Raw genomic sequence first — 14,435 nt, 5'->3', positions numbered from 1 at the left:
AGTTACTGCAACTCTTTATTGAGTGGAAAGTGGCAGGCGTATTTATGGCTTTTAGTGCCAGTCAGCGCCGGGGCCTCAATGCATTTACGCTGGGCATAGGGACAGCGTGGTCCCAGTCGGCAGCCGATAGGAAGATGTTCCAGCGAGGGAATTGCCCCAGAGAGTGTGTTCAGGCGGCTTTTATGGGGCAGGGATTGACCAAAATCGGGCATTGAGCGGATTAATGCTTGGGTATAGGGGTGGTGCGGACTGGCGATCAGCTCATCACTGACCGCCGTTTCGACGGTCTGTCCACAGTACATCACATTAATCCGGTTAGCCCATTGACCCAGGGTGCGCAAATCGTGGCTGATCAGCAGGATGGTCGTATTGTTGTTCTGGTTGAGGCGGCTGAGCAGGCGGAAAATCTGCGCCTGGGTGGTCGGCTCCATGGCATTCGTTGGCTCATCCGCGATCAGCAGACGGGGTTTAGTGGCCAAGGCAATGGCAATCATCACCTTTTGACACTCCCCCTCGGTCAGTTCGTAAGGGAAGCTGCGCATAATATCTTTATGATCTTTGATGCCAACACGGTGCAGTAATTCAATGGCCCGCTTTTTACGCCAGAACCAGCAGCGCTGGAACCAGCGGCCTTTAAAAGTCCACCCTGGGATCGCCTGAACCAACTGCCGTCCGATACTTTCCGAGGGATCGAGACAAGATTGCGGCTCTTGGAAAATCATCGAAATATTGTGGCCGATAATTTTACGGCGTTCGCGAGGTGACAGGCGCAACAAATCCACATCATTAAAACGCATCCGATCGGCAGTCACCCGCCAGTTATCCGAGGTAACGCCACAGATCGCTTTTGCGATCAGGCTTTTTCCGGAGCCAGACTCGCCGACCAAGCCGCGAATTTCACCTTCCGTTAAGGTGAGGTTGATACGATCCACCGCCTTAACGGGACCTTCAGCAGTAAAAAACTCAATGGTCAGATTACGGATATCCAGTAATGGCATTATTTGACTCCCGCCTCAATGGCACGACGGACACCGTCACCCAGCAGATTAATGATCAACACACTGACCATCAGTAACACCCCGGGCAGCATCACTGTCCAGGGGGCCGCATAAACCAGTTCTAATGAATCCCCGAGCATCGCTCCCCATTCTGGCGAGGGTAATTGCGCACCCAAGCCAAGAAAACCGAGGGCGGCAATATCCAAGATAGCCATCGAAAAACCGCGGGTAAACTCGCTGACCAACACCGGTAATACATTGGGAAAAATGGTGTCTTTCAGCAGAATAACCAGGCTGGCTCCGTCCAGCCGTGCCGCGACCACATATTCTTTTTCCATCTGATCATGGATAGCCATATAAAACGCGCGGATCAGCCGTGGCATCAGCGCCAGCCATACCGCCACCAGAGCATGAAACAGCCCGGGGCCAACGAAGGCGACGACGATAATGGCCAGCAGCATCGACGGGATCGACAGCAGGGTATCCAGAATGTGGTTCATCAGCGCAGAACGCAATCCGCGGGTTAACCCGGCGACGATCCCCGGTATCAGGGCGCAGAGCGCAGAAAACAGCGTTACCAGTAGGGCAGACCCGACCGTTGGGGCAACACCACTTAATAAGCGGCTCAGTACATCCCGTCCCAGGTCATCGGTGCCGAGAAAGAAGGAGACATCCCCATAGCGGGACCAAGAAGGGGGCAATAATTGGTAGCCCATAAATTGCTGATCGACCCCATAGGGGGCCAGCAAACCGCCAAACAGGCAGAGGAAAATCAGCGCGGCAAAGCCGTAAAGGCCGACCATTGCCGAGGTGTCATGGTAAAACTTAGCCCAAGACTGACGGAACGCACCGGGTAGGCGTTTTTCCTGGTAGACATTATCTGAAGGCATCCTGACCTGCTTTGCATAAAATTAACATTATGAATATCGCTTTACTTTTTGCAGCTTGACGCCGCCTAGGTAGCGGTTACCGTTATACCGAGGGGCCGATACTGTGAAAGCCGTCACTCAGTCAGTATACCTTTATTTACCCTTTCAGGTGGGCGGTTATCACAGTCCGCGCCCTGAATTATCCGTCGCACCCGCTGGCGGATGCAAGGGTTGGAAGGTGATAAATCCTGATTTTACCGGCCGTTAAACGCCCAGCAATGGTCTTTACTGGCAGCTTTTAAGCGAGGCTATGTGAAAAAACGTTCTCATTACCAACGGTGCAGAGTATTGTCAGGGGACACTTTTTTTAATTAATCAGGGAGAGACCAATGAGAAATTACACAGGGCTGACCCTGTTATCAGCCGCCGTATTACTGTCCGGCTGTGCCGCATTGACATCACCCTCTACACCGCAGATCAAAGGGGTCATAGCAGAAGCAGACGGACAGTCCGGCTATGAGAAAACCTTCCCGCAACCCCCGAATACCGTGCTGAACACGCAACGTATTGGGCAGTGTCTCAGCAGTGAAGGGCTGACACCGCAAGGGAACGTTTACGTGGGGAACAGTCACTATCAGGTAGAGCGCCTAGGAGAAAGCAATACCTTTAACGTCAGCTATCAACTGCAGGTGACGAATGATGCACCACTGACCCGTTATCATTTTCGGGATATTCGCCAAGCACCGGTTGAGGGCAGTGTCCCCGCCAGCAGTCAGTGGCTGACCGCAAACCCGCAACCGCTGGTGGATGCACTGGCTGCCGTCGCAGGTCGTGTCAACCGCTGTATCACCCAGTAGTTATACAGTGCTGTGGTCTGCTTTAGCCAGCCACAGCACTGATATCATCCCTTTGACAAGGCCTTAAGTTGAGCATTACCTGTCAGCGCAGCGCGTACCACTCTTTATGTTTCAGCGGGTTTAGGGCTGCACCGAGTATGTCGGAGAGCACGTTGACAATCATCACTAAGCTGCCAATCACCATCACCCCGGCTGAAATGGCGGCATAATCCTGCTGTCGGATAGCCCCAATCAGCCAATGGCCCAGACCTGGCCAGTTAAACACCACTTCAGTGATCATCGTCAGCGTTAGCATGGTGGAAAACTGTAAACCGAGATGTGGAATTATCGGCGGTAGGGCATTGTGCAGCACATGGCGACGGATCACCGTCACCCGAGACAGTCCGCGGGTAATAGCCGCTTTCACATAGCTCTTATCAATTACCTCCAAGCTACTGTTGCGCACTAAGCGGATAACCTCCGTCATCGGTGCCACCGCCAGAGTGATCACCGGCAATAACAGGTGCTGAAGAATATTTAGCAGCATCTCATGGCGTAACGGTGAATGAGACAGCCAAGCATCGATTAGCACAAACCCGGTAATATGTGGCAGTGGATAAAGCAGATCTAGCCGACCGGATACCGGAAGCCAGCCGAGCGTCAGGGAGAAGAACATCGTCAGCAGCAGTGCCAGCCAGAATACCGGCAACGAGAAGCCCAGCAGAGCCAGGGCGCTGATTAAAGTGTCTTGCCACTTACGGCGCATCACGGCAGCAGTGATCCCCAAGGGAATACCGCCAATCAGGGCCAGTGCAAAGGCTAACACACAGAGTTCCAGGGTAGCAGGTACCACCTCAGATAATTGTTCGGTGATTGGCTGACTGTTGACGCTAGAAACGCCGAAATCGCCTTGTAACATACTGGAAAACCAAAACCACCAAGCATCCTTCAGGGAAGCACCCTGCAACGGGGCATGGGGAGTGAAATAGCTGAGGCTGAAGGCCACCAGTGACAATAGAAATAGGGTGATTACCAGCAGTACTAATCGGCGGAGAATAAAAATAATCATGGTTGATTATCCTCAGAATCGTCACGGTAAACGCCGGCAAAGGAGGTATTGCCAAACGGGCTAAATACCAAGCCTTTAATGTCGTAACGGTAAGCCTGTAAACGCAACGAAGAAGCTAGTGGAAGCACCGGCATCTGTTCGGACAACATTTGCTGAGCTTGATGATAGTCATCGATACGTTCCGAAAGCTGCTGAGAAATCAGCGCATTATGGACAATCTGGTCAAATTGCGGATAACACCAGTGCGCATAGTTGGTGGCAGAACTGATAGCGGCACAACTGAGTAAGGGCCGGAAAAAGCTGTCAGGATCGTTACTGTCGGTGGCCCAGCCGGCTAGGGTCATATCATGATTGAGCGACATTAACTGTGCCTCCTGAAAACGGCCCTCTACGGGCACAATATCCACACTGACGCCAACTCGGCCAAGATCCGCTTGGATAAGTTCTGCCGTCTTCATCGGGCTGGGGTTCCAGGGTTGAGAGGCGGTAGGCACCATCAGTTTCAGCTGTAAATCATGCACATTCAATTGTTTCAGCAGTTGCTGTGCCTTGATGGGATCATAGGCGGTAACACTGGCCTGCGCATCATAGGCCCAAGAGGCGCGCGGCAGAATGGAGGCTGCGGTTTCTGCGGTGCCGTAATAAATTGACGACATCAAGCGTTCATTATTGATCGCCAATGACAGGGCTTTACGCACCTGCGGATTATCCAGTGGCGGCTTACGGGTGTTAAACGCCAGATAGGCCACATTCATGCCCGGCCGTAAACTCATCCGCAGTCGTGGATCATCACGTAGAATATCTAATTGACTGGCGGCGGGGTAAGCCAACACATCACACTCACCGGTGAGCAATTTAGATAGGCGACCGGTGCCGCCAGCACCGATATCAATCACCACCTGCTTCATGCGTGGCATCCCTTTCCAGTAGTGGGGGTTGCGCGCTAGGCGGATAAACTGACCAGAATGGTACTCACTGAGTTGAAAAGGGCCGGTTCCCACCGGCTGACGATCCATCTGCTCTTCTTGGCCGCTGGCGCTGAGTTGATGTGCGTACTCGGCAGACAGGATCGGTGCATAGTGGGTGGCGATATGCCACAAAAACGAGGCATCCGGTTGTTTCAGCCGGATCTCAACGGTCATATTATCGAGTTTCTTGATGCTGCTAACATTATCCGGAAAGCGCAAGCTGTCGAAATAAGGGTAATGGCCGCCGCCAATCTCATGCCAAGGATCATTTCGGTTAAACATCCGTGAGAAGCTGAATACTACATCATCGGCATTCATGGTGCGGTGTGGGGTAAACCATGCGGTGGTCTGGAAAGGGACTCCCTGACGGAGATGAAAAATATAGGTCGCGCCGTTATCTTTCACCTCCCACGAAGAGGCCAGTTGCGGCACTAACCGGTAAGTGTAGGGGTCGACTCCCAGCAGACTGTCATACAATTGGGCGGCGAGGGTATCCACGGTTAGACCACTGCTGGCTAACTGCGGGTTGAAGGTATTCAGTACCCCATTGACGCAGTAGACAAAACCACTTTGTCTGATATCCGGCTGGCTGGCCGCCAGGGCATTACTTAGGCTTAGCGTCAGGCCCAGCAGCAGGGCAGAGGATAATTTCAGCATAATACTCAGGAATTTTTAACAGTATTGTTGAAGTGTATCGCAAACCGGCGACTGACCCCAAGCCTCGTCTGCATTCTGCCGCCTATTGCTTTGACGCATCAGCAATAGGCGGCAGCCCTCCGCTAGCGCCACGATCGGTAGAAATATGATGCTTTTTGATCAACGCCCTTAACTGATGGTAACTCAATCCCAGCGCCTGCGCTGCGTTACGCTGGTGGTACAGATGCTGCTGCAAACTGTGCTCCACCAATTCGCGCTCCTGACGATTTTGCCAGTCGCGTAAATCCATTGGCAGAGAGGGAAGTGTTGCTGAGTTAGGGAGAGACGATTCTGGACTGGGGAAGTCGTTCAGCGGCTGCTGGTGAAACGGGTCAAAAATAATATGATCCATCGGCCGTTCGCTATCGTTATGGCGATAGACCGAGCGTTCTATGACATTTTTCAATTCACGGATGTTACCGGGCCACGGCCAGTCGAGCAGTTGCTGACGGGCGTAAGGGGTAAAGCCAGGAAATAGGGGCAGCCCCAGTTCACGGCACATCTGAATAGCGAAGTGTTCACCGAGCAGTAAGATATCGGCACGGCGCTGACGCAGGGGCGGCAAAGTGACCACGTCAAAGGCCAAACGGTCGAGCAAATCGGCACGGAAGCGGCCTGCTGCTGCCATGGCAGGCAAATCTTCGTTAGTGGCACACACTAGCCGTACATTGACCTGCAATGGTTGGCTGCCGCCGACCCTTTCAAGTTGACCATATTCGATGACCCGCAACAATTTCTCCTGCACCATCATTGGGGCTGTCCCTAACTCATCTAGGAACAGCGTACCTCCATTTGCCCGCTCAAATCGCCCCAGATGGCGGCTGCGGGCTCCGGTAAACGCCCCAGCTTCGTGACCAAATAATTCCGAATCCAGCAGGTTTTCGTTCAGGGCAGCGCAGTTCAATGACACAAAAGGTCCATCCCAGCGCGAGGAGAGGTAATGTAGGCGGCTAGCAATCAATTCTTTACCGGTTCCCCGTTCACCGACTACCAGCACTGGCTTATTCAGCGGTGCTAGTGCAGAGACCTGTTCCAACATGGCAAGGAAATTATTGGACTCACCCAGCAGACTGTCGCGGCGTTCATTCATGATTAAATTGACCACTTAGTAATTAATTTCACTATTTTACCGGAACTGCTAGGCTTCTCAATGAAATAAAATCAAATAAAATCAATAAATTAAAAATTGGCATGGGGTTTGCAAGTAATACCGGAAACAACACAATTTTGGTTATCAAAGACATTGAGGAGAAGAAAACATGGGAATTTTTTCACGCTTTAGCGATATTGTGAATGCCAACATCAATTCACTGCTGGAACGCGCCGAAGATCCACAAAAGATGGTGCGCCTGATGATTCAGGAAATGGAAGACACGCTGATTGAGGTACGTACCACCTCCGCGCGGGCACTGGCAGAAAAGAAACAATTACAGCGTCGTATCGATCAGGCGCAGTTGCAGTCTCAGGACTGGCAGGAAAAAGCCGAATTGGCACTGCGTAAAGACAAAGATGATTTGGCCCGTGCAGCGTTGCAGGAAAAACAGAAATTAACCGCAGTGACCGAAACGCTGACCCAGGAACTGTCGCAGACAGAAGAAAGCCTGGACCGTATGAAAACGGAAATCACGGAGTTGGAAAGCAAACTCACTGAAACCCGTGCTCGTCAGCAGGCACTGACGCTACGCTATCAGGCGGCGTCCACCTCGCGCGATGTGCGTCGTCAGCTGGATAGCGGTAAAATCGATCAAGCGATGGCGCGTTTTGAGTCCTTTGAACGCCGTATCGATCATATGGAAGCCGAGGCGGAAAGCCAGCGTTTTGGTAAATCGCCGTCACTGGACCAGCAGTTTGCCAGCCTGCGTGAAGACGACGAAATCAGTCAGCAGCTGGCCGCGCTAAAAGAAAAAATGCAGCGTACCGACGGGCAGTAATGCCCGTTACTGCGACACAGTGAAGGAGGATCTATGAGCGCAGTTTTGTTAGTCATTCCGCTGACTATTTTTGTTTTGTTTGTGGCCCCAATTTGGTTGTGGTTGCACTACAGTAATCGTAATCGCAGCCTAAACGCATTATCGCCGCAGGAGATGCAGCGTTTGCAACAGGTTAGCGCCGATGCCGCGCGGATGCGTGAGCGTATTCAGGCATTGGAAGCGATACTGGATGCTGAAAACCCACAGTGGAGGGAACCACGATGAATATCAGCTTGCCTGAACGTCCGTTGCGACGTGACCCGCAGCAGGGGAAAATCATGGGGGTCTGTGCCGGACTGGCAGAGTATTTAAATGTACCCGTTACCCTGATCCGTGTAATGGTCATTATCTCGATGTTTGCTGGGCTGTTTGTACTGACTCTGGTGGTCTATTTCGCCCTCGGCTGGTTTCTCGACAAAAAGGCACCTGGTGAGGCTGGCGAGGAGGCAGATACCCCGACCGCCTCAGAACGGTTGACCCAACTGGAAACCGAACTGAGTGGTGATGAACAGCGGGTTCGGGAAATTGAACGCTATGTTACCTCGGAAACCTTCTCTGTAAGGAGTCGTTTCCGGCAGCTTTAACAGGATCCTACGGGATCTATGAGGAGAAACAATGAAAACGACCCGTCAGCATGACACCTTGAAAAAAGTGTCACCCGTTCTGCAGTCTGCGGCAAAATTTGTAATTATTACCGCTCTCAGCCGGACACCGGCCGGGCTGGCAGCCCGGGTGCTGCACCGTGTGGGCCGTAAACCGGTACGGATAGCCCTGGCCTTGGTGCTGGAACCGGCATTATCTGCGATAATGAAAAAAGTATCCGCCCGCCTGTTCAGGGAAAAGCATGAAGAGACTGCAAAATGAAATCGCCTCGCTGGTACATCGTGGCGCAGATAAACATCTGCGCTTGGCGGTCACTGGCCTGAGCCGTAGCGGAAAAACGGCTTTTATTACTTCTCTGGTTAACCAACTGCTTAATGTCCATAACGGCGCTAACCTGCCACTGTTCACGGTGGTACGGGATGAGCGCCTATTCGGCGTACGTAGAGTCCCGCAACGGGATATGGGTATCGCCCGTTTTAGTTACGACAGTGGCATCAGCGAACTCTATGGCACGCCACCACAATGGCCGAGCCCGACTCGGGGTATTAGCGAAATGCGATTGGCATTACGTTACCGTCCTCAGGACTCCCTGTTGCGCTACCTCAAAGAGACTTCAACCCTCTATGTAGAGCTGATCGACTATCCCGGCGAATGGCTATTAGACCTACCGATGTTGGGGCAAGATTATCTAAGCTGGTCACAGCAGATGACGGGGCTACTGCAAGGTGAGAGAGGGAAAAAAGCTGCCGAGTGGCAGCGTCTCGCGGTGAAGTTGGACCCACTGGCTCCTGCCAATGAAAATCAGTTGGCGGAGATTTCTGCGGCCTGGACGGCCTACCTGCATGATTGTAAACAGAGTGGCTTGCACTTTATCCAACCAGGTCGCTGCGTGATGCCAGGGGATATGGACGGTGCACCGGCGCTGCAATTTTTCCCTTGGCCAGCACAGGTAACGGCGGATCCTTCAACTGCTGGGGACAGTACCAATTTCGGTATGTTGCAAGCCCGTTACCGTTACTACTGCCAACATGTCGTAAAACGTTTTTATAAAGAGTATTTCGTTAAATTTGATCGCCAAATTGTGCTGGTGGACTGTCTACAGCCGTTGAACAGCGGCCCTGATTCTTTTAACGATATGCAAATGGCACTGACACAATTGATGGAAAGCTTTCATTACGGTCAGCGCACCCTGTTTCGCCGACTTTTTTCTCCGGTCATTGATAAGTTACTGTTTGCCGCCACCAAAGCGGATCATATTACCGCTAACCAGCACGCAAACTTGGTCTCACTATTACAACAAATGGTGCAGGATGCCCGCCAACATGCAGCCTTTGAAGGGATAAAAATGGAGTGCTTAGGGCTGGCGTCGATACGGGCCACCGAAGCGGGCAGCCTTAATTGGCAACAGCGGACTCTACCTGCGCTGCGCGGACATCTGTTAACCGAGGGCACCCCGCTGACTTTTTATCCAGGTGACGTTCCGGCCCGCTTACCGGCTGCCGACTTTTGGCAGCAGGGCGGGTTTCGTTTTGAGTCCTTTCGTCCGGCAGTGATGGACCCGAATCGGCCATTGCCGCATATCCGTATGGACAGTGCGCTGGAGTTTTTACTGGGAGACAAATTACGATGAGTCAGGATAAGCCGCTGCAGCCACGGGTGGATGCGCCGTTTCAATCGCCAGAGCCGCCGCCGTCTCTGCGACCTGCCCAACACTTTGCCGACGCAGAGGCAGAATTTATTGCGGATCCGTCTGTGGAGGAAACCTCGGTAGACGGATTGGCGGATGACGAAGTGATCACCTCAGTGCTGCGCCCACGGAAATCTCTGTGGCGACGGTTGCTGATGCTAGCAGTGCTGTTGCTGATGATAAGCGTCGTTGCGCAGGCCGGTCAGTGGTTATGGGCTGCTTGGCACCGTGCGGACTGGTTCGCCCTCGGGGGAACCCTGTCGTTGTTACTGGTGATGGTAGCTGGGGTCGGTAGTTTGATTGGCGAATGGCGTAAACTGTGGCGACTGCGTCACCGCGCACAGCAGCGTGATCAGGCGGCGGAGTTACTTAACAGCCATGGCACCGATGCTGGACGTGAATTCTGTGAGCAGTTGGCCGCGAGCAGTGGTCTAGATAGCAGTCATCCGGCTTACCGCCGCTGGCTGTCCGTCCTTGAAGACCAGCACAATGACCAGGAAGTGATTAAACTCTATGCTGCCATGGTCATGCCGCAGGCAGATAAACAGGCGCGGCAGAAAATCAGTCGTTATGCGGCCGAATCAACACTGATGATCGCCGTCAGTCCGTTGGCGCTGGTGGATATGTTGTTTATCGGTTGGCGCAATATTCGTATGATCAATCAGATTGCCCGCATCTATGGTATTGAGCTCGGTTATTTCAGCCGCATCCGCCTGTTGCGCGGGGTACTGTTTAATATTGCTTTCGCTGGTGTCACTGAACTGGTGCGTGAGGTCGGCTTTGACTGGATGTCGCAAGATCTGATGGCACGGCTGTCTGGTAGGGCGGCTCAAGGTATTGGTGCTGGGCTGTTAACCGCGAGGTTAGGCCTTAAGGCGATGGAGTTATGCAGACCTATACCTTGGCAACCTGGGGAGAAACCACGCCTGGGTGATTTCCGTTCTGAGCTTATCGATCAGCTTGGCCAAGCCCTGAAAAAGAAACCGGCTACTTCTACAGAAAGCCGCCATCACCGTTAAGTCGCTACTGCTGTCATGATCCAGTGACAGCAGTCATTCTGATTTACACTCTTTCGCTTCTATTGGGCGCTTATGGGTGATCCCATGGACACTTTCTTCTACTATTCGCCTATATACTGTCAACTTTTCCTGCCACATAGCTTCCTTCCACACCGGCGCACGGGTTATATTGCTGCAATAATCTGAATGAGTGGATATCGTTGATGCGCTTGGAAATTATCTGTAAAGACAGGCTAGGGCTGGTTCGTGAACTTCTTGACCTGCTGGTAGCGCGTAATATTGATCTTTATGGCATTGAAATCGTTGCCTTGGAGCGTCTCTACCTACGTTTCAGTACTATTCCTTTCGAGGAATTCAGTTCGCTGATGGCAGAGATCCGGCGCACTACGGGAGTCGCAGATGTGCGTACTGTCACCGATATGCCTTCTGAGCGTGAAAACCGAGCCTTGAATTCACTGCTACAGGCGATGCCAGAGCCGGTATTGTCTATCGACCTAAAAGGGCGAATTGAGCTCGCCAACCCGGCAGCACAAAATCTCTTCGCTATGGATGCTGAGAAAATGCACCTCCATCCGGTCAGCCACTTAATTGAAGGGGTAGAATTTTCTGACTGGCCAAATGGTGACACTGTCACGTCATTAACCCAGTCGGTGGTGGTCCAAGGTCGCGATTTTGTGATGGAACTGTTGCCTATCTATCTGCCTGGAGAACAAGAGCAGCAAATGTTGCCGGTAGGTGCGATGATTATGCTGAAATCCACCGCCCGGATGGGCCATCAGTTACAGCATTTGACCGTTGGCGATCATACTGGTTTTGAACATATTGTGGCAGTCAGTCCGAAAATGCGGCTACTAATGACTCAAGCGAAAAAGTTAGCGATGCATGATGCGCCGTTATTGATCATCGGGGATACCGGTACCGGCAAAGATATGTTGGCCCGAGCTTGCCACCAACGCAGTCATCGCGGCGATAAACCTTTTCTGGCACTGAACTGTGCCTCATTGCCCGATGATGTCGCAGAAAGTGAACTGTTCGGTCATGCCGCTGGGGCTTATCCGAATGCTTTTGAAAATAAAAAAGGTTTTTTTGAGCAGGCAAATGGCGGATCGGTACTGTTGGATGAGATCGGTGAAATGTCGCCACGTATGCAAACCAAACTGCTACGTTTCCTTAATGACGGGACTTTCCGCCGGGTGGGTGAAGAGCACGAGGTGCATGTCGATGTACGGGTGATCTGTGCCACCCAGAAAAACCTTCAGGAACTGGTTAACCGTGGCCAATTCCGTGAGGATCTGTTTTATCGGTTGAATGTGCTGACTCTCAACTTGCCACCACTGCGTGAGCACACCCGCGACATCCTGCCGTTGACTGAGATGTTTGTCGCCCGATATGCGGATGAGCAGGGCATTACTTGTCCGCTTATCTCCCCGCAATTGGCCCCCTTTCTTTGCCGCTATCACTGGCCGGGCAACGTCCGTCAGTTAAGGAATACCCTGTATCGTGCGATGACCCAATTGGAAGGCGACGAGTTGCGACCCCGTGATATTACCTTACCTGAACAGTTTCAGGCGGAGCTGTTGCCGGAAGAAGATCTGGAAGGCTCACTAGATGACATTACCGGTCGTTACGAAAAGGCGGTATTACTGAGGTTATACAACCATTATCCAAGCACGCGTAAACTGGCCAAACGGCTGGGTATTTCTCATACCGCGATAGCCAATAAGTTACGGGAATACGGACTCAGTCAGAAAAAAGCTGACGCTGAGGAGTAAAAGGTTAAAGGGGCGTCGAGCCCCTTTAATCACCCTTATTTCAGAACAGCCAGGGCAGCGTCGTAGTTCGGCTCATCAGCAATTTCGCTGACCAGTTCGGCGTGCAGCACCTGATTGTTTTCATCCAGTACTACCACTGCGCGGGCAGTTAAGGCTTTCAGCGGCCCTTCCTGGATTTCCACACCGTAATCGGCGCTAAAGTTGCTGCCACGGAAAGTGGAGAGGGTCACGACATTTTCCAGACCATCGGCACCACAGAAACGGCTCTGGGCGAACGGCAGGTCAGCAGAAATACACAGGACTACGGTGTTATCCAAATCAGAGGCCAGTTGGTTGAAACGGCGTACCGACGTGGCGCAGGTGCTGGTATCAATGCTCGGAAAAATGTTTAGGACTTTGCGCTTACCGGCATAACTCTCCAGTGTCGCATCGCTCAGATCTTTAGCGACCAGCGTGAAAGCCGAAGCGGAGGTTCCTGCTGCAGGGATCTGGCCTGCAACGGCAATAGGCTGGCCTTTTAAGGTGACGGTCTGAGACATCATAGATTCCTTCTTATCGTTGACAGATGGCTGCCGCACGGAGGGGCCGCGGGCAGTGCAAGTTATCGGTTAATCTATCACAGATTTCACGGCTGATTAGACGCCGCGTGCGCTGAATGATGGATAAATAGCCAGACTACCGCCGTGATTGAATATGGTTGGGCCCCCTAAGCTTGACGAATGTCATGCCTATTTACGCTTTACGATTCGCCAGTCGGAGCTAAATCATTACAATAGTGATATTTACAAATGGCAACCGCAGTAAGGGGACGATGTGAACACCATTGACGGTAAAGACCTGCACAGCTCTGATGCGATCATTTCCTGTCAGCTTGACGGGACAGGAGGCATGCTGCCGATTAGCGCCACCGAAGTGGTGAATTGTGAACGCCCTTGCTGGCTACATCTCAATTATGCCCAACAGCAGAGTGCCGATTGGCTGCAAAATACACCTCTATTGCCGGATCAAGTTCGTGATGCATTGGCCGGAGAGAGTATGCGCCCGCGTGTTAGTCGACTGGCTGACGGATTTATGATTGTGCTGCGCAGCATCAACTTCAATGAAAATGCTCGACCGGATGAGCTGGTGGCGGTGAGGATCTTTATTAATGATCAGCTGATTGTTACCACCCGGCAACGCAAAGTGGCCGCCGTTGAAGATGTGTGGGCAGAATTACAAAAGGGCAATGGTCCGGACGATGCTGGCGACTGGCTGGTGGAGTTCTGTGATGCTCTGACCGACCACATCAGTGAATTTATCGAAGATCTCCATGACCGAATCATCGACATGGAAGATAACTTACTGGCAGCTCAGGTGCCGGGACGCGGTGAACTGGCGTTACTGCGAAAACAGTTGATCGTGATGCGCCGTTATATGGCCCCGCAACGGGATGTGCTGGCGCGTATTGCCAGTGAGAAATTCAACTGGATGGGTGATGCGGAAAGACGCCTGATGCAGGACATTTCGGATAAGTTGGGCAGGGGGATTGAAGACCTCGACGCCGGTATTGCCCGTACCGCGGTGCTCACCGATGAAATCGATGCGCTGCTGGCAGAGTCGATGAACCGTCGTACTTATATTATGTCATTGCTGGCGATGGTGTTTTTACCCGCCAGTTTTCTGACTGGGTTGTTTGGCGTCAATCTCGGTGGTATGCCGGGGGCACAGTGGCATTATGGTTTCGCGGTATTCTGTGGTGTGTTGCTACTGATTGCCCTAGGCGTTACCTGGTGGCTTAAAGATCGTAAGTGGTTATAAAACAGCGGAAAGACTTAATAGCAAAAAAATGATCTGTGTCAACGCATGGCCGGCGCAGATGACGGATACTCCTTCCCGCAGGTGAATGCAACGTCAAGCGATGGGCGTTGTGCTCCACATTGTCTTACTTTTTGAATTATTGCATAGCACA

Annotated in this window: 15 protein-coding genes; 9 read left to right on the top strand and 6 right to left on the bottom strand. The window is 52.3% G+C overall.

Going from position 1 to position 14,435, the window contains the following annotated elements; genetic code table 11:
• Positions 1-2: 2 nt before the first annotated feature.
• A complete protein-coding gene (sapD, locus tag DW47_RS0106205; protein ID WP_029685529.1) occupies positions 3-998 on the bottom strand; it encodes a putrescine export ABC transporter ATP-binding protein SapD in 996 nt (331 codons plus the stop codon).
• Positions 998-1,888: a putrescine export ABC transporter permease SapC gene (sapC, locus tag DW47_RS0106200; protein ID WP_029685528.1), complete on the bottom strand. Its 891-nt coding sequence runs from the start codon at positions 1,886-1,888 to the stop codon at positions 998-1,000. The genes sapD and sapC overlap by 1 nt, the downstream gene beginning before the upstream one ends.
• Before the next feature lie 368 nt (positions 1,889-2,256).
• Here sapC and DW47_RS0106195 point away from each other — a divergent pair, with 368 nt between their 5' ends.
• Positions 2,257-2,724, top strand: a complete 468-nt coding sequence (locus tag DW47_RS0106195; protein WP_029685527.1) for a hypothetical protein — start codon at positions 2,257-2,259, stop codon at positions 2,722-2,724.
• Between the two features lie 82 nt (positions 2,725-2,806).
• On the opposite strand, the gene sapB is transcribed toward DW47_RS0106195, so the two are convergent.
• The 3 genes from sapB to pspF form a co-directional block, all read right to left on the bottom strand.
• Positions 2,807-3,772, bottom strand: coding sequence for a putrescine export ABC transporter permease SapB (gene sapB / locus DW47_RS0106190; protein ID WP_029685526.1), 966 nt, complete (start codon positions 3,770-3,772; stop codon positions 2,807-2,809).
• Positions 3,769-5,397 carry an ABC transporter substrate-binding protein SapA gene (gene sapA, locus DW47_RS0106185; RefSeq protein ID WP_029685525.1) on the bottom strand — a complete coding sequence of 543 codons (1,629 nt, stop codon included), beginning with the start codon at positions 5,395-5,397 and terminating at the stop codon, positions 3,769-3,771. The genes sapB and sapA overlap by 4 nt, the downstream gene beginning before the upstream one ends.
• Before the next feature lie 82 nt (positions 5,398-5,479).
• A complete protein-coding gene (gene pspF, locus DW47_RS0106180) occupies positions 5,480-6,526 on the bottom strand; it encodes a phage shock protein operon transcriptional activator (RefSeq protein ID WP_051150846.1) in 1,047 nt (348 codons plus the stop codon).
• 169 nt (positions 6,527-6,695) lie between these two features.
• On the opposite strand from pspF, the gene pspA reads away from it, so the two are divergent.
• From pspA to tyrR, 7 genes are all read left to right on the top strand, one after another.
• Complete coding sequence (pspA, locus tag DW47_RS0106175) at positions 6,696-7,367, top strand: phage shock protein PspA (RefSeq protein WP_029685523.1); 672 nt, start codon at positions 6,696-6,698, stop codon at positions 7,365-7,367.
• Positions 7,368-7,400: 33 nt separating this feature from the next.
• Entirely contained in the window at positions 7,401-7,631 is a 231-nt protein-coding gene (gene pspB / locus DW47_RS0106170; RefSeq protein ID WP_029685522.1) for an envelope stress response membrane protein PspB, read from the top strand.
• A complete protein-coding gene (pspC, locus tag DW47_RS0106165) occupies positions 7,628-7,990 on the top strand; it encodes an envelope stress response membrane protein PspC (protein WP_029685521.1) in 363 nt (120 codons plus the stop codon). Before pspB ends, pspC begins: the two co-directional genes overlap by 4 nt.
• A gap of 31 nt (positions 7,991-8,021) precedes the next feature.
• A complete protein-coding gene (locus DW47_RS0106160) occupies positions 8,022-8,270 on the top strand; it encodes a phage shock protein PspD (protein ID WP_029685520.1) in 249 nt (82 codons plus the stop codon).
• Complete coding sequence (locus DW47_RS0106155) at positions 8,251-9,639, top strand: YcjX family GTP-binding protein (RefSeq protein ID WP_029685519.1); 1,389 nt, start codon at positions 8,251-8,253, stop codon at positions 9,637-9,639. Before DW47_RS0106160 ends, DW47_RS0106155 begins: the two co-directional genes overlap by 20 nt.
• On the top strand, positions 9,636-10,715 hold the full coding sequence (locus tag DW47_RS0106150; RefSeq protein ID WP_029685518.1) for a YcjF family protein: 1,080 nt from the start codon (positions 9,636-9,638) through the stop codon (positions 10,713-10,715). Before DW47_RS0106155 ends, DW47_RS0106150 begins: the two co-directional genes overlap by 4 nt.
• A gap of 203 nt (positions 10,716-10,918) precedes the next feature.
• Positions 10,919-12,487 (top strand): transcriptional regulator TyrR, encoded by a 1,569-nt coding sequence (tyrR, locus tag DW47_RS0106145; RefSeq protein WP_029685517.1) that lies wholly within the window; start codon positions 10,919-10,921, stop codon positions 12,485-12,487.
• A gap of 35 nt (positions 12,488-12,522) precedes the next feature.
• Here the strand turns inward: tyrR and tpx are convergent, their stop codons facing one another.
• Complete coding sequence (gene tpx, locus DW47_RS0106140; protein ID WP_029685516.1) at positions 12,523-13,026, bottom strand: thiol peroxidase; 504 nt, start codon at positions 13,024-13,026, stop codon at positions 12,523-12,525.
• Positions 13,027-13,300: 274 nt separating this feature from the next.
• Between tpx and zntB the strand changes: the two genes are divergently transcribed.
• Positions 13,301-14,284: a zinc transporter ZntB gene (zntB, locus tag DW47_RS0106135; protein ID WP_029685514.1), complete on the top strand. Its 984-nt coding sequence runs from the start codon at positions 13,301-13,303 to the stop codon at positions 14,282-14,284.
• Positions 14,285-14,435 lie beyond the last annotated feature (151 nt).

It is taken from the genome of Tatumella saanichensis (assembly GCF_000439375.1).
Lineage (GTDB): Bacteria > Pseudomonadota > Gammaproteobacteria > Enterobacterales > Enterobacteriaceae > Tatumella > Tatumella saanichensis.
This window is presented reverse-complemented; position numbering and strand designations above follow the sequence as displayed.